Origin of the sequence: Vibrio atypicus, assembly GCF_009811315.1 — a bacterium.
Classification (GTDB): Bacteria; Pseudomonadota; Gammaproteobacteria; order Enterobacterales; family Vibrionaceae; genus Vibrio; species Vibrio atypicus.
Genome location: NZ_BLID01000010.1, coordinates 1 through 20,931, shown reverse-complemented (window position 1 = coordinate 20,931; position 20,931 = coordinate 1). Strand labels below are relative to the sequence as shown.

Here is a 20,931-nt window from a genome sequence, read left to right as displayed (position 1 = left end):
AAGATTACTTCTTGTTGATATCGAAAACTTGCGCGTCCTTAGCTCAGCTGGATAGAGTACCTGGCTACGAACCAGGCGGTCGGAGGTTCGAATCCTCCAGGACGCGCCACTCTTTAGGGTTTCTTCAAAATGATGAACTCCTGATATTGATAGAGATTACTTCTTGTTGATATCGAAAACTTGCGCGTCCTTAGCTCAGCTGGATAGAGTACCTGGCTACGAACCAGGCGGTCGGAGGTTCGAATCCTCCAGGACGCGCCACTTATTAAAAAGCCCTGCTAGAAATAGCGGGGCTTTTTATTAACATCTCATTATCATTTCTGTAACTATCAATTCACAACTTAATGTTTTCTAAAGACTTTTTGGGGAAATATTAACCCTATCGCAGTAATCGCCTCTTTTTTCTTATAACGTCTAAAAACTGTCAGTTATTTATCCTTTTTTAACTTGTTATTGCAGATTTATGTGATTTGTATGACGATTTCACCCCTAGATATGTGCAATATCATCAAGAGTGCTTTAAACAAAATTGACAAAGTTTAACCAATCGAGATAATCCTAGACCTCTTGTCGGGATCATAAAGTTTTTCCTGATGAACGAATACCAGCACAGAACTGGTTTCTTTTAGGTAGTTTGGACATGAAGTCCTTACCAACTATCTAATACCCTTGTCAGGATGACAAAGAAAGGATGCTAAAATGGATAATATTGGAAGCCTGCTAGTAGATGCTGCAACCCTGATGCTTACAGGGATGGTCGTAGTATTTATTTTCCTCACTATTCTTGTCTATCTCGTGCGGCTAATGTCGAAGCTGGTGCCTGAAGAAGTACCAGAGCCGATCGCCACCCCAAATCAAAATAATAAAGTTCAACCAACCTCTTCTGCTGTTAGCCCGAAGGTAGTTGCGGCGATTTCTGCTGCGGTACATCAATATCGTACCTCTACTGCTAAATAAGCATTTGAATGGATTAAAAGGAGTTAATGAGCATGTCTAAACCACTAGCTTTAACTGATGTGGTTCTTCGTGACGCCCATCAATCGCTATTCGCAACCCGTATGCGTCTTGAAGATATGTTACCGATTGCCGCAGAGCTGGATAAAGTCGGTTACTGGTCACTTGAAACTTGGGGCGGCGCAACATTTGATGCCTGTATTCGTTTCCTAGGAGAAGATCCATGGGAGCGTCTGCGTGAGCTTAAAAAAGCAATGCCAAACACGCCAATGCAGATGCTACTGCGTGGTCAAAACCTACTAGGTTACCGTCACTACGCTGACGACGTAGTAGAAAAATTTGTTGAACGCGCACATGCCAATGGTATGGATGTGTTCCGTATCTTTGATGCGATGAACGATGTGCGTAACTTTGAGAAAGCAGTGAAAGCAGCCGTTGATGTTGGCGCGCACGCACAAGGTACGTTGTCATACACGACCAGCCCAGTTCACAACACAGAGACTTGGGTTGATCTTGCTAAGCGTTTAGAAGATCTAGGTTGTCACTCTTTATGTATTAAAGATATGTCAGGTCTGTTGAAGCCATATGAGGCAGAAGATCTAATCTCTCGCATTAAAGCGTCATGTGATGTTCCACTGGCACTGCATTGTCATGCAACAACAGGTCTTTCAACTGCAACGGCAGTTAAAGCGGTAGAGGCAGGTGTGGATATTCTTGACACCGCTATCTCTTCAATGAGTTGTACCTATGGTCATACACCAACGGAAACGGTTGTGGCGATGCTGCAAGGTACTGAGCGTGATACTAACCTTAAACTTGATCAGATTGAGCCTATTGCTGCTTATTTCCGCGAAGTTCGTAAGAAGTACGCTAAGTTTGAAGGTCAGCTAAAAGGTGTTGATTCTCGTATTCTGATTGCTCAAGTACCAGGTGGTATGTTGACCAATATGGAAGGTCAGCTTAAAGAGCAAGGTGCGGCAGATCGCATTGATGAAGTATTGGAAGAGATCCCTCGAGTACGTGAAGACCTTGGTTTTATTCCACTAGTAACACCGACTTCTCAGATTGTTGGTACTCAAGCGGTGATTAACGTCTTAACGGGTGAGCGTTATAAGAGCATCACCAAAGAGACGGCTGGTGTTTTAAAAGGTGAATATGGCGCAGCGCCAGCACCTGTTAATGCAGAGCTACAAGCGAAAGTACTTGATGGGGCACAAGCGATTACATGTCGCCCTGCAGATCTTCTTGAAGCTGAAATGGAAACGCTTACGGATGATTTGCTAGCGAAAGCAAAAGCGGATGGCATTTCTCTGGCTGAAGATACAGTTGATGATGTTCTGACATACGCACTGTTCCCACAAGTTGGTCTAAAGTTCCTGAAGAATCGCCGTAACCCAGATGCTTTTGAACCTGCTCCAGGTAAAGAAGAGCCAGTGGTTGCTGCAGCTCCTGCTCCAGCTCAAGGTGGTATTGAAACATACAGCGTTAAAGTTGATGGTCAGGTTTACGATGTTGAAGTGGGCCCGCAAGGTCAATTGACGTCTGTAGCTCCTGCTCAAGCAGCTGCTCCCCAAGCGGCACCAGCGCCAGCAGCTGGCGGTAACTCTGAAGTCGTTCCTGCTCCTCTTGCGGGTAACATATTTAAAGTGAACGTACAAAGTGGTGCTCAAGTTGCAGAGGGCGACGTACTGTTGATCCTTGAAGCGATGAAGATGGAAACCGAAGTGCGTGCTGCGCGAGGTGGTATTGTTCAAGATCTGCACGTCAAAGAGGGCGATGCAGTGACGGTCGGTGCGCCGCTGTTAAGCCTAGCGTAAGGGAGTATCATGGACGGATTAATGACCCTTTGGTCTGAAACAGGGATCGCTAACTTTGAGTTTGGCCAGATCTGTATGATCTTGGTTGGTTGTACTCTGCTGTTTTTGGCTATTCGTAAGGGCTTCGAACCCTTACTGCTTCTGCCGATTGGTTTTGGCGCTATCTTAGCGAACATTCCCAATGCGGGTTTTACCGATGAAGGTGGTCTGCTTTACTACGTTTACTATGTAGGTATTGAATCGGGAATTTTCCCGCTACTTATCTTTATGGGTGTAGGGGCAATGACCGACTTTGGTGCGTTGATTGCTAACCCGAAGACGTTATGGCTCGGTGCGGCGGCTCAGTTTGGTATTTTCGCGACTCTGTTTGGTGCGATCTTACTTAACTATGTTCCTGGTATGGAATTTAGCATGGCTGATGCGGCATCAATCGCTATCATTGGTGGTGCTGATGGCCCTACGGCGATCTTCCTTGCGAGTCGATTGTCGCCAGATTTGCTCGGTGCGATTGCGGTAGCGGCATACAGTTATATGGCGTTAGTTCCAATCATTCAGCCGCCAATCATGAAGGCGTTAACGTCACCAGAAGAGCGTAAAGTTCAGATGGCTCAGTTACGTCACGTGGGTAAAGGTGAGAAGGTTCTGTTTCCACTTGCAGTGCTGCTAATGACGATTCTGTTCTTACCTTCGGCAACACCGCTTGTGGGTATGTTCTGTTTAGGTAACTTGATGCGCGAAGCGGGCGTGGTGGATCGTTTGTCGAAAACGGCACAAAACGAGCTGATCAACATTGTGACCATCTTCCTCGGTCTTGGTGTTGGTTCTAAGCTGCAAGCAGAAGAGTTCCTAAACATTGAAACGCTAGGCATTTTGGCACTAGGCGCGGTGGCGTTTAGTATCGGTACAGCTGGTGGTGTTCTAATGGCTAAGCTGTTAAACAAGTTCTCGAAAGAAGATATCAACCCACTGATCGGTGCTGCTGGCGTATCTGCGGTACCGATGGCGGCACGTGTAGTGAACAAGGTTGGTTTAGAGGCTAACCCTCAAAACTTCCTACTTATGCATGCTATGGGTCCGAACGTTGCGGGCGTCTTAGGCTCGGCAGTTGCGGCGGGTATCTTACTGGCGTTGGTCGGTTAATCAGTGACCTAGGTTAGTTATTGGTTAATTTAAGAGCGAGTTGGTTAACTTGCTGGCAATAAATGGTATATATTCAAAGGGATGCTTCGGCATCCCTTTTTGTTATCGATAGGGAAATGAACAAATGGAAAACAAACAAATTGCAATCACTCAGTTTGGTGAACCTGAAGTATTAGTGACTCAATCGGTCGATATCCCACAACCGAAGCCGGGTGAAGTGCTCGTTAAAGTCGCATTTGCTGGTGTGAACCCTATTGATGTTAAAACGCGTGCAGGACTAGGATGGGCCGCATCGCAGAACAAGGATAACTTACCTTGGGTTCCGGGTTACGATATTGCAGGACAAATTGTTGAGTGCGGAGAGCAAACTGAACGTTTCTCGAAAGGCGACAATGTTGCTGGATTTGTCGGTTTTCCTTTGCAAGGGGGAGGTTATAGTCAGTATATCGCTGTGCCTGAAAGCGAGTTGAGCCTCGTCCCAGATTCGATTACGCTTGAAGCCGCCGCCGCGCTGCCTTTAGCGGGGCAAACGGCCATTCAAGCATTAGATAAGGCTGGGGTTAGCGAAGGGGATCGCGTACTGATTTTAGCGGGAGCCGGTGGCGTTGGTCATATTGCGATTCAAGTCGCGGTCGCGGCAAAAGCGGAAGTATTCACGACTTGTAGTGAAGCTAACTTAGACTACATGGCAACCTTAGGTGCTCACGCGGTTAACTATCAATTTGCTCCAGTTTCAGAGCGGGTCGAAGAAGCCGATGTGTTGATCGATTTAGTCGGCGGAGACGCAGCGCTTGATGCACTTAAATGTCTTAAAGATGGTGCTAAAGTCGTTACCGTTCCGACGTTAAGCGCTGAATTGATTTGTGAGAAAGCCAAATTATTGGGTTTTGAAGCCACAGGTATGTTAGTAGATCCAAATTCTGAACAGCTTGATGCACTTATTTATATGGTAAGTGTTGGGCTACTTAAAACTGAAATTTTTCAAATCTATCCTATGACCGATGTTGCTAAAGCTCATGAGCAAATTGAAACCGGTCATACCCGAGGCAAGGTGTTACTTGATATGCAATGCTAGAGGCATTTAATGCCACGTTCCAAACGATAGCACTATGGTTTTCTGATTCTGCGCTTTGGGTTCTATTTATTACAGGATTTCTTAGCGCAACCTTACTTCCCGGAGGCTCTGAGGCGGGATTAGTTGCTACATTGAGCCTCAACCAATACTCTACTTTTGCCATAATAGTCGTCGCTACCCTAGGTAATACCTTAGGTGGCTTAACCAACTATTGGCTGGGTTGGTGGCTACCAAATCGAACTCAAAACGAAAAACATGGTCATAAAGCTTTGCAATGGCTAAGTAAATACGGCTATTGGTCACTTTTTTTTAGCTGGTTGCCTATCATTGGCGATCCGCTTTGTTTAGCAGCAGGCTGGTTACGTATGCGTTTCTGGCCTTGTTTTTGGCTTGTCCTATTCGGGAAAGCTTTCCGCTACAGTCTGCTTGCTGCTATTTATTTTGGATTTTTTTAAGGGGAAGTCATGAGAAAGATCTGGCTTGGCGCATTTTCTCTCGTTGCTCTTTATGGTTGCTCAAGTAGTAACTTACCTTCTGTGTCACTGTTTTCATCATTGCCCGAAGGCGTCACTTTAATTGAAGAAGTTGATGCTGAGCCTGGTAAGGCGATGATCCCTTACTCCAAATACGAATTAGACAACGGCCTAACCGTTATTTTGTCTCCAGACACTTCCGATCCTTTAGTACACGTTGATGTTACTTACCATGTTGGTTCTGCTCGTGAAGAGATCGGCAAATCAGGTTTCGCACACTTTTTTGAACATATGATGTTCCAAGGCAGTGAGCACGTGGGTGATCAAGAGCACTTCAAGATCATTACCGAAGCGGGTGGTACGCTAAATGGCACCACAAACCGCGATCGCACTAATTACTTTGAAACTGTACCTGCGAACCAGCTTGAGAAAATGCTCTGGCTAGAGTCGGATCGTATGGGATTCTTAATTGATGCGGTGTCTCAACGCAAGTTCGAGATCCAACGAGATACGGTTAAAAACGAGCGAGCTCAGAATTACGACAATCGCCCATATGGTTTGATGTGGGAAAAAATTGGCGAGGCGATGTACCCAGAGGGGCATCCATACTCATGGCAAACGATCGGCTATGTAGAAGATTTAGATCGTGTTGATGTCAATGATCTTAAAGCTTTCTTCTTGCGTTGGTATGGACCAAACAATGCTGTCATTACCATTGGTGGTGATCTCGATGTGGATCAAACCTTAGAGTGGGTAAATAAATACTTCGGATCCATTCCAAAAGGTCCAGAGGTTGAGAATGCCCCGAAACAACCGGCTAAGCTGACAGAAGATCGTTACATCACATTACAAGATCGCATTCAGCAACCAATGGTTGTGGTTGGTTGGCCGACCACTTATCGAGGTGAAGAAACTCAGGCATCATTGAATGCGTTAGCTAATGCTTTAGGCAGCGGAGCAAACAGTTTGCTCTACCAAAAATTGGTGAAAACTCAGAAAGCGGTTGATGCTGGTGCATTCCAAGATTGTGCTGAGCTTGCGTGTAATTTTTATGTTTACGCCATGGCGCCATCAGGAGAGAAAGGCCAGCTTAAACCTCTATATGAAGAGTTAATGCAAACCTTAAACGAATTTGAGGCAAAAGGTGTTGATCAAAGTCGATTGGATCAAATCACTGGTATGGCAGAAGCGGATGCGGTTTTCGCTCTGCAAAGTGTGCGAGGTAAAGTCTCTCAGCTTGCCTCTAATCAGACTTTCTTTGGCCAGCCTGACCGCCTCCAAAGTCAGTTAGAGCAGATTCGTGCAGTATCACCAGAGTCGGTGATGAAGGCGTACAAAGATTATGTAAATGGTCATGCAAAGGTTACCTTGAGTGTCGTGCCAAAAGGTCAGCTTGATTTTGCAGTGGCACCTGCCAACTTTGAAACACCGGCAAGAACTTTGCCTGAATATACGAAAGTTAAGGAGTCCGATTTAGACGTTCGTCGCCCTGTTGATGAATTTGATCGCTCAGTCATGCCGGAAGTTGCGGACGCAGTGAAGGCGCAAATGCCTAAATTGTATAGCTACTACTTTGACAATGGTGCTGAGTTGCTTGGCACTGTAAGCTCAGAAACACCCACGGTTCAGCTCAATATTCGATTCCCTGCTGGTGAACGCTATGTTGCGAAAGGTAAAGAAGGACTTGCGAATCTGACCGCGGCAATGATGCAAGAAGGCACATTGAAATCGAGCGTGGAAGAGCTTCAAGCAGAATTAGATAAATTGGGCAGTTCAGTGTCTATCGATGCGGCAAACTATACGACGAGCCTTTCTGTTTCTAGCTTAGAGAAAAACTTGCCGCAAACCTTGAAGCTAGTTGAAGAGATCTTATTCGAGCCAGCGTTCAAGCAAGAAGATTTTGAGCGCAATCAGCGTCAAATGATTGAAGGAATTGTTTATCAACATCAGAAACCAAGCTGGCTCGCCTCTCAAGCGACACGTCAGGTGTTGTTCTCTGGTTCGATTTATCAGCGCCCTAGTGATGGTACGGCAGAATCGGTCGCTTCATTGACGTTAGATGATGTGAAAGCGTTCTACCGGACACACTACACGCCTCAAGGCGCGCAAATTGTTGTCGTAGGTGATATTTCAGAGCGTCAGGCGAAAAAAGAATTGGCATTTATTCAAGATTGGCAGGGAGAAGAAGCGCCACTGCTACGACCTCAACTCGTTAAGGCACCCAAAGAGCAGAAGATCTATTTAGTCGATAAACCGGGCGCTCCACAAAGCATAGTTCGTTTTGTTCGCCAAGGATTACGTTTTGATGCTACTGGGGAAACGTACTTAACGCAGTTAGCTAACTTTAACCTTGCGGGTAACTTTAACAGTCGCCTAAATCAAAACTTGCGTGAAGACAAAGGTTACACCTATGGCGCAAGTGGCTATCTTGCTGCCAACCGAGAAGTTGGGGCTATCGTGTTCTCTGCGCAAGTTCGTGCAGATTCGACCATTGCCTCTATTCAAGAGTTTGACAATGAGCTTAATGAGTTCAGCTTGGAAGGCATGACTGACGATGAGATGAAATTTTTACGCTTGGCAGTCGGTCAACAAGATGCGCTGAAGTATGAAACGCCTTCACAGAAAGCGCAGTTATTAAGTAGTATTCTTGCTTATAGCTTAGATGAAGACTATCTCAAACAGCGTAATGAGATTGTAGAGACGGTTGATAAATCCACTCTTGATAAACTATCAGCGAAGTGGTTTACGCCAAGTGACTACCAAATCATTGTCGTGGGCGATGCAAAAACGTTGAAACCTCAACTAGAAAGTTTGCAAATCCCCGTAGAAGAGCTTGAAATCATCCGTTAGAGTACACATAACATAAAGCAAAGAAAAAGAGTGATGGCAGTCACTCTTTATAAATTATTGACGAGTTCGGTGAAATCCGGACCTTTGACATAAGCGAAACTCATTTTGACTGAATTTGCTGCGCGACTTGAGCGAGTTGCACGAAACCCAGAAGTATTTAAATCCTTTGGTCGTGGTGTTGAGCGTGAAACGCTTCGCTACCATCAAGATGGGCATCTAGCAACGACACCTCATGCTAAGGCTCTGGGATCGGCTTATGCGAACAATTGGATCACGACGGACTTTTCTGAGTCGCTGCTGGAGTTTATTACTCCTGTGTCTCAAGATATCGATACCTTGATGGCTCAATTAGAAGATATCCACCACTTTACTCAAACAAAACTGGGTGAAGAGAAAATGTGGCCACTTTCAATGCCATGCTTTGTTGGCAGTGAAGACGATATCAATCTAGCGCAGTATGGTTCATCTAACTCAGGTAAGATGAAAACCCTTTATCGTGAAGGTCTAAAGCGTCGTTACGGCAGCTTGATGCAAATCATCTCGGGTGTTCACTTTAACTTCTCATTTCCAGAAAGCTTTTGGGATCAGTTGTACGGTGAGCAGAATGAGCAAGAGCGTCAAGATACTAAATCACATGCTTACTTTGGCTTGATCCGAAATTACTACCGCTTTGGTTGGTTGATTCCGTACTTCTTTGGCGCTTCTCCTGCGCTGTGTTCATCTTTCATCCAAGGGCGTGAAACCAAGCTTCCATTTGAAAGCATTGGTGGGACACTCTACTTACCTCAAGCGACATCGCTGCGTTTGAGCGATCTCGGTTACACCAATAGTGCGCAAAGTGCATTGAAAATTGGGTTTAATAGCTTGGAGGAGTATTTAGATGGCCTTAACACGGCGATCAGAACACCTTCGGCCGAGTTTGCTGAAATCGGTGTTAAAGTCGATGGTGAATACAGACAGCTAAATAGTAATGTCCTACAGATCGAAAATGAGCTGTATGCGCCGATTCGCCCTAAACGAGTCGCTAAATCTGGTGAGAAGCCATCAGAAGCACTCGCTCGTGGTGGCGTCGAATACATCGAAGTACGTTCATTAGACGTTAACCCTTACAGCTCGATTGGTATCAATCAAGATCAAGTCCGCTTTTTGGATCTTTTCCTAGCGTGGGCCGCCCTTAGTGATTCAGAGCCTATGGATTACTGTGAGCAAGCATGCTGGCGCGAGAACTGGAACAAGGTGATAGCAGAAGGGCGCAAGCCTGGTCTAGAGCTACAAATCGGTTGTAAGGGTGAAGTACTTAGTCTGCAAGATTGGGCAAAACGTGTTTTTGTAGAACTAACGCAAATTGCAGAGCAGATGGATGCTGCGAATGGCGGCAATGAGTACCAAGCGGTATGTTACAAATTACTTGAATGGATCGATAACCCTGAGTTGACAATCTCTGGACAGCTACTGGAAGATACGAAGCGCCTCGGTGGTCTTGGCAAAGTAGGCTGCGAGTTTGGTAAGCAGTATCGTCATCAGCATTTGAATCACCAATACCGCACTTACAGTGAAAAAGAGATGGAAGCGGAGGTCGAGCGTTCAGTGCTAGCCCAAGCGGAAGCTGAAGCATCGGATACGCAAAACTTCGATGACTTTTTAGAAGACTATTTTGCTTACTTGAAAGCATAAGGTAACTCTGTGACAAGGACGTTAGCCGTCATCGTTAGTGGCTTAATTTTAGGTGGTTGTGCAACCGCGCCACCTAAAAACCATTCCAATATCTGTGAAATCTTTCGTGAAAAGCCGAGTTGGTTTGACGATGCTGTCGAAATGCAGGAAGAGTGGGGAACACCGATTCAAGTAGCGATGGCTTTCGTCAAACAAGAGAGCAGCTATCGTCATGATGCTCGACCACCAAAAGATTACGTATTAGGTTTTATTCCTTGGGGAAGAGTAAGCAGCGCCTACGGGTATGCTCAAGCTCAAGATCCTGCATGGGAAGATTTCCAAAAAGCGACCAATCATGGCGGATCACGCACAGACTTCGCCGATGCTTTGATGTTTATTGGTTGGTACACCAGCGAGACACAGAAGCAATTAGGGGTTTCAAAGTGGGACCCGTACAATCAATATTTGGCATATCATGAAGGTAGAGGTGGGTATAAACGCAAAACCTACCAATCAAAGCCTACGTTGATTAACGTTGCTCGCAAGGTTGAGCAACAAGCAAAGGATTATGGTTGGCAACTCAAGCAGTGCCGACAAGAACTGGAAAACAATCGAAGCTGGTTTTTCTAATACTAGCCGAAGGGAGAAGGACAATGCCGTTATTAGATAGCTTTACCGTTGATCACACGCGAATGAACGCACCAGCGGTCCGTGTGGCGAAAACCATGACAACACCAAAAGGCGATACCATCACGGTATTTGACCTACGTTTTACAGCGCCAAACAAAGATATCTTGTCTGAGAAAGGGATTCACACATTAGAACATCTATACGCAGGCTTTATGCGTAATCACCTGAATGGCGACAGTGTAGAAATCATCGATATTTCACCGATGGGATGTCGTACCGGTTTTTACATGAGTTTGATTGGTACACCGCAAGAGCAGCAAGTTGCAAAGGCTTGGTTAGCGGCGATGCAAGACGTACTGAAAGTAGAAAGCCAAAATAAGATCCCTGAATTAAATGAGTATCAATGTGGTACTGCAGCGATGCACTCGCTAGAAGAAGCGAAGCAGATTGCACAAGCGATTCTTGATGCGGGTATTGATGTAAACAAGAATGATGATTTGGCATTGCCAGAAGCGATGCTGCAAGAGCTCAAGGTTGATTAATCAACTTCAAGTGAAAAAAGGAAGGCTCGGCCTTCCTTTTTTGTGTCTGTTATTTATCAACTAGTTGGCTTTAGGCAACACAACGACTTCGGTCTTTGCCCAAATATCATGGAAACCACGCTTTTTAGGATCGAGAGGAACAGCAAGGTTAGCTAAGCCAAAGCCAGAAGTACCGATACGAATTAAAGCTTGCGTCACGGATACCGGAGAACCATCGTTACTGCGCAAATGTAGCTTCCAAGCGCGCATGCCAAGGGTTTGCCCCGCGCGAGTCCAGAAGAAGACAAAGAAGTAGATCCAAACCGCAGCCAAGTAGGCTGTGTAAACTGGGCTCCAGATTGGGTGGTTAGTTAAAAAGTCACTGACATCTGCGTAGCTACCCACATGGAAAATTCCCATTGCCATAAGAGCGTGTAAAATCGCGATGACGATACCTGCTGCCATCATTTCAACCGCAATAATGATCAGAGCATCGTAAAAGAGCGCCCCTAAGCGGCGAAAGAGTCCCGCTGGTGGCAAAGTGTCAGTTGTAGACATAGAACCTGCTTACCGAAATTAAAATAAGGCGAAAGAATATAGTTTCAGTTTTAATCTGAAAAGAGACCTTGCGCACAGCTTGATAACTTGTGGCTATTTTATCAGCAAACAACAATCATTTCAGTCTTTTGCACTTGCACGATCAGCTCGCATCCGTATAATGCCAAGCATCGAAAGGGCAATAGCCCCCAGATAATGCCGGTATGGTGAAATTGGTATACACGACGGATTCAAAATCCGTTGCCTTCGGGCGTGGCGGTTCAAGTCCGCCTACCGGTACCATATTTAAACGATAAAGCCTCGACAAAAGTCGGGGCTTTGTTGTATCTGAAAATGAGTAATTTACGCATAGAACAACAAAACTGTGTCACACAAGTTTACACAGCGTGAAATCGTAGGGCTTTACATCTGAGGCTGAGCAAGGAACAATCTCACCGAGTATAATTAATAGATACGCTTTCAACTGAGAAATTATGAGTGATATGACCAACAAAAAGTCGAACCCCTTGTTCGAAATCCTCTTTAACGTATTCCTACCGTCCTTTATTTTGATGAAGTTCAGTGGAGAAGAGCACTTAGGTACAGCATTAGCCCTTATCGTTGCTTTGGCTTTTCCTGTGGCTTACGGTGGCATGGAGCTTATCCGCAACAAGAGATTCAACTTTATTGCAGCGCTTGGTTTTGTCAGTGTGCTATTAACGGGTGGTATTGGTTTACTTGAGTTAGATACTCAATGGTTGGCTGTTAAAGAAGCGCTTATCCCAGGTTTAATTGGTCTGGCTGTTTTAGGATCTACGTTTACTCGTTACCCATTTATGCAGAAGGTGATCTTTACGCCTACGTTACTGAATATGCCATTGATCGAAGAACGATTAGAGCAATCAGGTAACCCAGTTGCGTTTGAGCGTTGCTTAATGAAGTCGAACTATTTGTTTGCATGTACATTTGCCTTCTCTTCTGCGATGAACTATTTCCTTGCAACCTGGATTGTGACAAGCCCAGCAGGAACAGCTGCGTTTAATGAAGAGCTAGGTAAGCTGACACTTTATAGTTACCCAGCCATTGCCATTCCAAGCATGTTAATGATGATGGGGATCTTCTATTATGTATGGCGTCAAGTTCGCGCTATGACCTCACTTGAGACAGAGCAGATCTTCAATATTAAATAGCGACATATTTAACCTCATATTCAAAGCCCAGCACTTTCGCTGGGCTTTGTGTTTTTGGACAGTTCTGTCCCACCTCTTTTCGTCGGTTAGTTTTTATTAGAATTATCAGCAAGTGAAATGTACGCAGTTTTCTTTATAAAATGAGATTTCCTTCACGCACAACGCAACCGGTTGCGCTTTTTTGTGTTGGCTAATTTTGCTACAGTTTTTGTAGGTTGAAATTTGAACACATGGAGCAAGGTTATGAAGAAAATACTTTTGTGTTGTAGTGCAGGAATGTCTACCAGCATGTTGGTGAAAAAGATGGAACAAGCTGCAGAACAGCAAGGACTTGAATGCAAAATTGACGCAATGTCGGTGAATGCGTTCGATGAAGCGATTAAAGAGTACGATGTTTGCTTACTTGGCCCTCAAGTGCATTTTCAGTTAGAAGAGCTTCAGAAAACAGCGCAGGAACATGGCAAAAACATTGCGGCTATATCTCCGCAAGCCTACGGAATGATGAAAGGTGATGAGGTGCTTCAACAAGCGCTCGAATTAATCTAACTCACTAAATAATTCAATTTTAAATAAAAGAGTATGCATCCAAGGAATTGGGTGTAGGGGCTCCTTTGTCTAAAAAATAAGGATGGAATCTATGAAGCTTTATGATGCGATTATAGGAATCGTCGAAAAGCATATTGCGCCACTTGCAGCGAAAGTGGGTAATCAACCTCATGTCAGAGCAATGAGAGACGGTTTTATTGTCGCAATGCCGTTTATTATTGTTGGTAGTTTTATTTTAATTTTTGCGTTTCCTCCATTTGCGGAAGAGACAACGAACGTATTTGGTCGAGCATGGCTGGATTTTGCAACCGCTAACTTCGATACCATTATGATGCCGTTTAATATGTCGATGGGCATCATGACAATATTTGTTTCGCTCGGTGTCGCATACAGTTTGGCGAAGGCGTATAAAATGGATGGTATCACCAGTGCAGTTTTGTCACTGATGAGCTTCTTGCTGGTGGCGGCTCCGGCAAAAGAGGGCGCGCTCTCCATGGCTCACATGGGAGGTACGGGAATCTTTACCGCGGTTATGTGCGCATTTTTCTCCGTGGAGCTCTATCGTTTCATGAAAAAGCACAACATTACCATTCGTATGCCTGAGCAAGTACCGCCTGCGATTGCGCGTTCATTTGAAGTGCTGCTGCCAGTGTTGGCCATCTTCTTAACGCTTTATCCGCTAAGTTTATTTGTTCAAACCCAATATGACATGCTCATTCCTGACGCGGTGATGGCAATGTTCAAACCACTGATCAGTGCGTCAAATACACTACCTGCCATCATCGGTGCATTGCTGGTTTGTCAGTTGCTTTGGTTTGCTGGCATTCATGGTGCGGCTATCGTTGTTGGTCTGCTATCCCCAATTTTCCTAACCAACATTGGTGCCAATATCGATGCCTTTGTTGCTGGTCAGCCAATCCCTAATGTGTTCACTCAACCATTTTGGGACTTCTACATCTTTATCGGTGGCTCAGGTGCAACATTGGCATTGGTTATGTTGATGTCATTCAGTCGCTCTGCACATTTAAAGAGTATTGGCCGAATGAGTGCTGTGCCGGGCTTTTTCCAAATCAATGAACCGGTCATTTTTGGTAGCCCAATTGTAATGAATCCGATTTTATTCATTCCATTCGTTTTTGCTCCAATCTTGAATGCGACGATTGCCTATTTTGCCGTTCATCTTGGTTTTGTCGGAATGGGGGTTGCAACAACGCCTTGGACAACACCTGCGATTATCGGTGCTTCATGGGGCAGCGGTTGGACATTCTCTCCTGTGCTATTGGTCATCGCGCTACTCATTCTTGACCTATTTATCTATTTGCCATTCTTCAAGATGTTTGAGAAGCAAGTGATGGAGCAAGAGCAACCTACTGAGAAAGCGAGTGAAAAAGCTCAGCCAGTATCAGGTGATGGTGTTACTGCATAAATGGAAGTCACGGGCTGTCTTGTTACAGCCCGAACCTGAGGATATGGAAATGGACCAAGAATTAGTAGTAATGGAAATTATCTGCAATGCAGGTGAAGCGCGCAGTTTGAGTTACGAAGCGCTGCGACTTTCCAGAGAAAGGAATTTTAAGGTGGCAGAAGAGCGATTGTCGCAGGCTAAGGAGTGCCTCAATAAAGCGCACCTGATCCAGACACAGTTAATTGAACAAGATCAAGGTGAAGGTAAAGTCGCAATGACCTTAGTGATGGTGCATGCGCAAGACCACTTGATGACCACCATTCTTGCCCAAGAGATGGCAACAGAGATGGTTGCGTTACATAAACAACTTTCAGGGCAGGTGTAATCATGGCAAGAGATGCAATAAAGCTCGCCATTATTGGGGGGGGCAGCAGTTATACGCCTGAGCTGGTTGAAGGGGTATTGAATCGATTAGATGTCTTACCTGTAAAACAGATGCATTTTGTTGATATTGAAGCGGGTTTTGACAAGCTTGAAATCATCGCTAGCTTAGCGAAAAGAATGATTAAAAAGTCGGGAGCAGATATAGACGTCATCGCTGATTTTGATCGACGGGCAGCGATCAAAGATGCCGACTTTGTCATGACGCAGTTTCGAGTCGGAGGACTAACCGCACGAGCGAGTGACGAAAAGATCCCATTGAAATACGATGTGATTGGTCAAGAAACGACAGGGCCTGGAGGATTTGCTAAAGCGCTAAGAACCATTCCGGTAATTTTGGATATCTGCCGAGATATTGAGGAGCTATCTCCAGATGCTTGGATGCTTAATTTTACCAACCCCGCAGGCTTGGTGACTGAGGCTGTCAATAAATACACCAAGGTTAAGAGTATAGGGCTGTGTAATGTTCCAGTTTCCATGCAAATGATGATTGCTGAGATGATGGAGTGTCAGCCGAAAGAGTTACAGCTCGAATTTGCAGGTTTAAATCATTTAGTTTGGGTTCATAAAGCTTGGCTCAAAGGGCGAGATATTACTCAGCAGGTGCTGACAAAAGTTGGCGATGGTGCCAATTTCAGTATGAAAAATATTTGGGAAGAACCGTGGGATCCTACTTTTCTCAATGCACTTGGTGCGATTCCTTGCCCATACCACCGATACTTTTATCAAACAGATGCAATGCTAGCAGAAGAAAAGCAGAGTGCAGAGCAGCAAGGTACGCGCGCGGAGCAAGTGATGCAAACAGAGGCTGAGCTGTTTAAGCTCTATCAACAACCTCAGTTAGATCATAAACCTCAGCAATTGGAAGAGCGGGGTGGGGCTTACTACTCAGATGCTTCATTAAATCTGGTGGATGCGATATACAATAATCGCAATTCACTGCACGTGGTGAACGTGCCAAATAAAGGGGCGATTCATCATTTAGACGCTGATGCGGTAATCGAATGTACTGCTGTCGTCGGAAGTTGGGGGGCTAAACCTTTGGCGGTAGGTAGCTTGTCACCTAAAATATCGGGTCTGCTTCAACAAGTGAAAGCGTATGAGCAACTAGCGATTGAAGCGGCGGTTCATGGTAGTTATGACGATGCATTGATGGCACTATCGAATAACCCTCTGGTTCCAGATATTGGCCGAGCTAAGTCTATATTAGATGAAATGCTTGAGCATAACGCTCCGTATCTACCTCAATTTAAACTGGCTTTGTCATAGGGAAGTGTTAGAGCGATGAAAGTAATTTTTAATGCAGATGACTTTGGTCTGACTCCTGGAGTTAACCAAGGAATTGTTCAATCCCACCTGAAAGGGGTAGTGAAATCGACCACGATGCTGGTGGGTATGGCTGCGGAAAAAGATGCCATCGCTCTAGCTAAAGAATTGCCATCTTTGAAGGTAGGTCTTCATCTAAGATTTACTCTAGGTCTGTCTATGACGGGTCACCCATCATTTAGTAATCAACAATGTGAGTTTTACGCTTACGAGCAGTTTTGGAATCAACCATCTTATTCTGAACAGGCCATTTATGATGAGTGCGTTGCTCAGGTTGAAGCATTTCTAATGTCAGGCCTCCGCTTAAGCCATTTAGATAGTCATCATCATGTACACACCCATCCAAGTTTTTTGTCTGTTGTGACTGAGGTAGCAGCAAAGTATCAGGTGCCGTTGAGGGGGCAGACTCAGCAAGGGTTAAGGTATAAATTTAGCGAAGAGTTTTATGATCAAGGAGTGAAGCTCGATACACTCATCACTCATTTGACAGAACTTAAATCTAACTACGATGTGGTGGAAATTATGTGTCATCCGGCGATTGTGGATCAGGCGTTGGCGAAGAGAAGTGGTTACACGAGGCAAAGAGAAGAAGAGCTTAGCATACTGACTGATGATAAATTGGCGGTAATGCTATCGAGACATTCTATCGAAGTCACGGATTACTCGGCTTTAACTATTAGCTCAGATTCGCCGAGTGTATGATGTTTACGACTGCCAGAATACCCCCTAGTCATATCCTTATATTCTGGCAGTCTCTTTATTACGTCACTAAGTACAGGATGTTATGGCAAGAATAAAAGATGTCGCTGAATTGGCGGGAGTGAACCGCTCTACTGTTTCTCGAATCATCAACGGCGAAGGTAAGTTCAAAGAAGAAACACGTCGTAAAGTTGAAGAGGCCATGAAAGCGCTGGATTATAGACCAAGTGCTATTGCTCGTTCTTTGGCAACATCATCGAGCAATATGGTTGGCTTGCTTGTGACTTATTACACGGGGGGATTCTTCGGCACTATGATGGATCAAGTGCAGAGCGAACTCGATCAGCATAAAAAGTTTCTGATTACTGCACAAGGACACCATTCCGCTGATGGTGAGAAAGAAGCGATACAACGCTTCAACGACTTACGTTGTGATGGTTACGTCCTGCATAGTCGTTACCTTTCTGATCAAGAGCTACTAACTTTATCGAAGGCACCAACTCCTTTTGTATTGCTGGATAGATACGTCCCAGGGCTTGAAGCGAGAAGTATTACCTTTGATCACGCAAAAGCGAGTCGACTTGCGGTAAAGCATCTATTGGAAAATGGCCATACAAAGATTGCGTGTATTTCAGGCCCATCACAACGAGAAAACAGCCTACTACGTAAGCAAGGCTATTTGGATGAGATGCAAGATGCTGATATTGCTGTTAAAGATACTTGGTGTGCTGAAGGCGATTACGGGCGGCAGAGTGGGTATGTGGCGGCGCAAAGAATCTTAGAAGCCGCTCCCGAGATCACGGCCATTTTTTCTTGTAGTGAGGAAATGACGGTTGGGGCATTGCAATATCTTCATGAAGCGGGCATTGAAGTCCCGAATCAGATCTCAATCATCAGTTTCGACAGTATCGATCGCTGTGCCGATCTTTATCCTACCGTTACGTCAGTGCATTTCCCGATCAGTGACATGGCGCGTACAGCAGCTTTGAAGCTTAGTCATATGATTGCAAAAACGGACATTACGATGAGTTCGCAATTTGAACCACAGCTCAAAATTCGTCATTCACTTAAAGTAATGCGATAAATTTTGCTGTTTTCTCTCGCCTTTTCAAAAAGTTGTCTATCTTTTTATAAGAGCAAGGAGATAAACAATGTACAAATTAACCCCCTACCTATTTTTTGCTGGTCGATGTGAAGAGGCGCTAGAGTTTTATCATAAGTGTTTTGGTGGCGTTGTCGTGACTAAGCAGTATTTCAAAGATGCACCACAAGTGATTGAAGGTGCCGATCCGCAATGGATTATGCATGCTGAGTTCGAAGCATTTGGGATGAAACTCATGTTGTCTGATGGCATGGTCGCGAAAGAGTTAACAGGCAACAATGTAGCGCTGTCTATTGTATTGGAAGATCTGGATGAGCAAGCCCGCCTTTTTGATAAACTCTCAAATGGTGGCCATATTATGATGCCTTTAGCTGACACATTTTGGGGCGCACGTTTTGGTAAAGTAGAAGATCAGTTTGGTGTTCGTTGGATGCTTCACTGTAATCTAGTTAACTAATAATGTAGTTATTTAGGCTTACAAGCTTCTCATTCCTGCGTTGAGGTGATGAATTCAGATATGGATTCATCTAAACTTATAAAGGGATTAATAAGCGAAAGATATCTATAAAAAGTGGCGAGTATTAAGATTACTGTAGACAGAATCCAGCCAGGGTTACACATCCGTCTACCTGTTAAATGGAACGAACACCCCTTCTTATTTAATAGTTTTAAAGTGAAAGATGAAGAACAGATACGACTTATTCGCCATCTGGGTATTAAGCATGTCTTCATGAATCCTAACCAGAGTGATACTCAGCCTCTCCCCCCTTCTCAGCAAACATCATCAGATAAAGATGAAGGTATGCAAGAGCAAATTGATCAAGAGGCCGCTAAACTCTGGAAAGAAAAGCAGGATCGAATTGAAAAACTGAGCGCCTATCGTCGAAGAGTCATCAATTGTGAAAAAGAATTCGAACGTTCGCTATCTCGAATGCGAGCAGTGATGAATAAAATTCGCAATCGCCCTGAGCAAGCCGTGGATGAAGCGAGCCAATTGGTTAATGACATAGTTGATAAGCTATTGAGCGACGATAACGTCACGCTTCATCTAATGAACGGCAAAAGTGAATTTGAAGATATCTACTTTCACTCACTCAACGTGTCTGTTGTGTCTATGATGATTGCGAAAGCGAAGAAGATGGACGCGGAAGAGATAAAAAAGGTGGCATTTGCGTCTTTGTTCCATGATATGGGGAAAGTGAAAGTTCCTACAGCGATTGTTCGTAAGCAAACACCACTTTCAGAACCAGAGAAAAACTACCTTAAATTGCATACCAAGTATGGTTTGGAGTTAGCCGGTAATATAGAGGGCTTTCCTGAGTCAGCAAAGATGGTGATTGAACAGCATCATGAACTTAATGATGGTTCTGGCTACCCAGCCGGATTAAAAGAAGCTGATATTGACCCGTTAACGCAAATTATCAGTGTTGCAAATGCCTACGACAATCTATGTCATCATAATATTGCCTCTGAGCAAAAAATCCCTTACGTCGCGCTTTCTCATCTATATAAGAACTGCAAACATCTATATAGCAATGAAAACCTCAGCCTGCTGATTAAGTTTATGGGGATTTACCCACCAGGAACTGTGGTTCAGTTATCGAATGATATGGTGGGTTTGGTGATTTCTGTGAATTCCAGAAATATTCTATTCCCTAATGTGCTGATTTACGACCCATCAGTACCAAGGACGCAAGCACCTATCATTGATTTAGCAGAAAAAGAAATAAAGATAGTGAATGCGATTCTTCCGAATAAATTGCCGGATAAAGTTCGAGAGTATCTCAACCCTCGTTCACGGATTTCTTATTTCTTTGATTCAGATGATTAGTTATCCACAGCTTTTTGTTAATAAGATCTGATTAAGCTGAGTGCAACTTGAGTGTAAAAAAGCCTGTGAACAATTACTGTTCGAACAGGCTTTTTTTATGAAAAAAATGTAATTTTTCGCTTGCGCTGAAAAAGGAACTCCCTATAATGCGCATCCACTGGCACGGCAGACGCCACAAGGCTTCAGCGGTGACAGAGAGGTGAAAAGCTTCTAAGAAAATTAATTTGAAAAAGTGTTTGACTCTTCAAATTAACTCGCTAGAATTCACCTCCGCTTTGAGAGAAATGTCTCGCAAAGCAAAGCTCTTTAACAATATAAACCTATCAATCTGTGTGGGCACTCGTTGATGATAATCCAATTAGAAGCTTAGGCTTCAAATTAGGTTTCAATGAAACGAAGTGACCAATACAAATAACTTCTGTTATTTGGCACAGTCAATTCATTACCATTCTGTTGGAATGGTAATAGCTTTAAAATTACACAGTAGTTTTGAAGTCAGTATTCATTGAGCCGACCAAAATCTTAAATTGAAGAGTTTGATCATGGCTCAGATTGAACGCTGGCGGCAGGCCTAACACATGCAAGTCGAGCGGAAACGAGTTATCTGAACCTTCGTGGAACGATAACGGCGTCGAGCGGCGGACGGGTGAGTAATGCCTGGGAAATTGCCCTGATGTGGGGGATAACCATTGGAAACGATGGCTAATACCGCATAATGCCTTCGGGCCAAAGAGGGGGACC

The 20,931-nt window shown here is 44.4% G+C and carries 19 protein-coding genes, 3 tRNA genes and 1 rRNA gene; 22 read left to right on the top strand and 1 reads right to left on the bottom strand.

Going from position 1 to position 20,931, the window contains the following annotated elements; genetic code table 11:
- Positions 1 to 32 precede the first annotated feature (32 nt).
- The 11 genes from GVO60_RS18595 (at position 33) to luxS (ending at position 11,134) form a co-directional block, all read left to right on the top strand.
- Positions 33 to 109, top strand: a tRNA-Arg gene (locus GVO60_RS18595).
- Positions 110 to 184: 75 nt separating this feature from the next.
- Positions 185 to 261 (top strand) — tRNA-Arg (locus GVO60_RS18590).
- Between the two features lie 438 nt (positions 262 to 699).
- Entirely contained in the window at positions 700 to 957 is a 258-nt protein-coding gene (locus GVO60_RS18585) for an oxaloacetate decarboxylase subunit gamma (RefSeq protein ID WP_159656763.1), read from the top strand.
- Positions 958 to 989: 32 nt separating this feature from the next.
- Positions 990 to 2,771, top strand: a complete 1,782-nt coding sequence (gene oadA / locus GVO60_RS18580; RefSeq protein ID WP_159656761.1) for a sodium-extruding oxaloacetate decarboxylase subunit alpha — start codon at positions 990 to 992, stop codon at positions 2,769 to 2,771.
- A gap of 9 nt (positions 2,772 to 2,780) precedes the next feature.
- Positions 2,781 to 3,911: a sodium ion-translocating decarboxylase subunit beta gene (locus GVO60_RS18575; protein ID WP_159656759.1), complete on the top strand. Its 1,131-nt coding sequence runs from the start codon at positions 2,781 to 2,783 to the stop codon at positions 3,909 to 3,911.
- A gap of 124 nt (positions 3,912 to 4,035) precedes the next feature.
- Positions 4,036 to 4,986, top strand: coding sequence for an NADP-dependent oxidoreductase (locus tag GVO60_RS18570; RefSeq protein WP_159656757.1), 951 nt, complete (start codon positions 4,036 to 4,038; stop codon positions 4,984 to 4,986).
- Positions 4,980 to 5,441 (top strand): YqaA family protein, encoded by a 462-nt coding sequence (locus tag GVO60_RS18565; RefSeq protein WP_159656755.1) that lies wholly within the window; start codon positions 4,980 to 4,982, stop codon positions 5,439 to 5,441. The genes GVO60_RS18570 and GVO60_RS18565 overlap by 7 nt, the downstream gene beginning before the upstream one ends.
- Before the next feature lie 9 nt (positions 5,442 to 5,450).
- Complete coding sequence (locus GVO60_RS18560; RefSeq protein ID WP_159656753.1) at positions 5,451 to 8,309, top strand: M16 family metallopeptidase; 2,859 nt, start codon at positions 5,451 to 5,453, stop codon at positions 8,307 to 8,309.
- 105 nt (positions 8,310 to 8,414) lie between these two features.
- Positions 8,415 to 9,983, top strand: a complete 1,569-nt coding sequence (gene gshA / locus GVO60_RS18555; RefSeq protein WP_159656751.1) for a glutamate--cysteine ligase — start codon at positions 8,415 to 8,417, stop codon at positions 9,981 to 9,983.
- Positions 9,984 to 9,992: 9 nt separating this feature from the next.
- A complete protein-coding gene (locus GVO60_RS18550; protein ID WP_159656749.1) occupies positions 9,993 to 10,592 on the top strand; it encodes a transglycosylase SLT domain-containing protein in 600 nt (199 codons plus the stop codon).
- A gap of 23 nt (positions 10,593 to 10,615) precedes the next feature.
- On the top strand, positions 10,616 to 11,134 hold the full coding sequence (gene luxS, locus GVO60_RS18545) for an S-ribosylhomocysteine lyase (RefSeq protein WP_159656747.1): 519 nt from the start codon (positions 10,616 to 10,618) through the stop codon (positions 11,132 to 11,134).
- 60 nt (positions 11,135 to 11,194) lie between these two features.
- On the opposite strand, the gene GVO60_RS18540 is transcribed toward luxS, so the two are convergent.
- Positions 11,195 to 11,671: an RDD family protein gene (locus GVO60_RS18540; protein WP_159656745.1), complete on the bottom strand. Its 477-nt coding sequence runs from the start codon at positions 11,669 to 11,671 to the stop codon at positions 11,195 to 11,197.
- Positions 11,672 to 11,868: 197 nt separating this feature from the next.
- On the opposite strand from GVO60_RS18540, the gene GVO60_RS18535 reads away from it, so the two are divergent.
- The 11 genes from GVO60_RS18535 to GVO60_RS18485 all read left to right on the top strand — a co-directional run.
- Positions 11,869 to 11,953 (top strand) — tRNA-Leu (locus tag GVO60_RS18535).
- 191 nt (positions 11,954 to 12,144) lie between these two features.
- Positions 12,145 to 12,840 (top strand): VC0807 family protein, encoded by a 696-nt coding sequence (locus tag GVO60_RS18530; RefSeq protein WP_159656743.1) that lies wholly within the window; start codon positions 12,145 to 12,147, stop codon positions 12,838 to 12,840.
- Between the two features lie 243 nt (positions 12,841 to 13,083).
- A complete protein-coding gene (locus tag GVO60_RS18525) occupies positions 13,084 to 13,386 on the top strand; it encodes a PTS sugar transporter subunit IIB (RefSeq protein ID WP_159656741.1) in 303 nt (100 codons plus the stop codon).
- Positions 13,387 to 13,477: 91 nt separating this feature from the next.
- Positions 13,478 to 14,812 carry a PTS sugar transporter subunit IIC gene (locus GVO60_RS18520; protein ID WP_162596557.1) on the top strand — a complete coding sequence of 445 codons (1,335 nt, stop codon included), beginning with the start codon at positions 13,478 to 13,480 and terminating at the stop codon, positions 14,810 to 14,812.
- A 49-nt stretch (positions 14,813 to 14,861) separates the two neighbouring features.
- Positions 14,862 to 15,176, top strand: a complete 315-nt coding sequence (locus GVO60_RS18515) for a PTS lactose/cellobiose transporter subunit IIA (protein WP_159656737.1) — start codon at positions 14,862 to 14,864, stop codon at positions 15,174 to 15,176.
- Positions 15,177 to 15,178: 2 nt separating this feature from the next.
- Entirely contained in the window at positions 15,179 to 16,501 is a 1,323-nt protein-coding gene (locus GVO60_RS18510) for a 6-phospho-beta-glucosidase (RefSeq protein ID WP_159656735.1), read from the top strand.
- Positions 16,502 to 16,516: 15 nt separating this feature from the next.
- Positions 16,517 to 17,260: a chitin disaccharide deacetylase gene (gene chbG, locus GVO60_RS18505; protein WP_159656733.1), complete on the top strand. Its 744-nt coding sequence runs from the start codon at positions 16,517 to 16,519 to the stop codon at positions 17,258 to 17,260.
- Between the two features lie 82 nt (positions 17,261 to 17,342).
- Positions 17,343 to 18,341 (top strand): LacI family DNA-binding transcriptional regulator, encoded by a 999-nt coding sequence (locus GVO60_RS18500; protein ID WP_159656731.1) that lies wholly within the window; start codon positions 17,343 to 17,345, stop codon positions 18,339 to 18,341.
- Between the two features lie 67 nt (positions 18,342 to 18,408).
- Positions 18,409 to 18,816: a VOC family protein gene (locus tag GVO60_RS18495; RefSeq protein ID WP_159656729.1), complete on the top strand. Its 408-nt coding sequence runs from the start codon at positions 18,409 to 18,411 to the stop codon at positions 18,814 to 18,816.
- Between the two features lie 114 nt (positions 18,817 to 18,930).
- Positions 18,931 to 20,190 carry a cyclic di-GMP phosphodiesterase gene (locus GVO60_RS18490; protein ID WP_159656727.1) on the top strand — a complete coding sequence of 420 codons (1,260 nt, stop codon included), beginning with the start codon at positions 18,931 to 18,933 and terminating at the stop codon, positions 20,188 to 20,190.
- A 524-nt stretch (positions 20,191 to 20,714) separates the two neighbouring features.
- Positions 20,715 to 20,931, top strand: a 16S ribosomal RNA gene (locus tag GVO60_RS18485); the annotation flags it as partial.

Coding starts and splice junctions, on each gene's coding strand:
- GVO60_RS18585 (WP_159656763.1), top strand. CDS start 700: ATGGATAATATTGGAAGCCTGCTAGTAGATGCTGCAACCCTGATGCTT.
- oadA (WP_159656761.1), top strand. CDS start 990: ATGTCTAAACCACTAGCTTTAACTGATGTGGTTCTTCGTGACGCCCAT.
- GVO60_RS18575 (WP_159656759.1), top strand. CDS start 2,781: ATGGACGGATTAATGACCCTTTGGTCTGAAACAGGGATCGCTAACTTT.
- GVO60_RS18570 (WP_159656757.1), top strand. CDS start 4,036: ATGGAAAACAAACAAATTGCAATCACTCAGTTTGGTGAACCTGAAGTA.
- GVO60_RS18565 (WP_159656755.1), top strand. CDS start 4,980: ATGCTAGAGGCATTTAATGCCACGTTCCAAACGATAGCACTATGGTTT.
- GVO60_RS18560 (WP_159656753.1), top strand. CDS start 5,451: ATGAGAAAGATCTGGCTTGGCGCATTTTCTCTCGTTGCTCTTTATGGT.
- luxS (WP_159656747.1), top strand. CDS start 10,616: ATGCCGTTATTAGATAGCTTTACCGTTGATCACACGCGAATGAACGCA.
- GVO60_RS18540 (WP_159656745.1), bottom strand. CDS start 11,671: ATGTCTACAACTGACACTTTGCCACCAGCGGGACTCTTTCGCCGCTTA.
- GVO60_RS18530 (WP_159656743.1), top strand. CDS start 12,145: ATGAGTGATATGACCAACAAAAAGTCGAACCCCTTGTTCGAAATCCTC.
- GVO60_RS18525 (WP_159656741.1), top strand. CDS start 13,084: ATGAAGAAAATACTTTTGTGTTGTAGTGCAGGAATGTCTACCAGCATG.
- GVO60_RS18520 (WP_162596557.1), top strand. CDS start 13,478: ATGAAGCTTTATGATGCGATTATAGGAATCGTCGAAAAGCATATTGCG.
- GVO60_RS18515 (WP_159656737.1), top strand. CDS start 14,862: ATGGACCAAGAATTAGTAGTAATGGAAATTATCTGCAATGCAGGTGAA.
- GVO60_RS18510 (WP_159656735.1), top strand. CDS start 15,179: ATGGCAAGAGATGCAATAAAGCTCGCCATTATTGGGGGGGGCAGCAGT.
- chbG (WP_159656733.1), top strand. CDS start 16,517: ATGAAAGTAATTTTTAATGCAGATGACTTTGGTCTGACTCCTGGAGTT.
- GVO60_RS18500 (WP_159656731.1), top strand. CDS start 17,343: ATGGCAAGAATAAAAGATGTCGCTGAATTGGCGGGAGTGAACCGCTCT.
- GVO60_RS18495 (WP_159656729.1), top strand. CDS start 18,409: ATGTACAAATTAACCCCCTACCTATTTTTTGCTGGTCGATGTGAAGAG.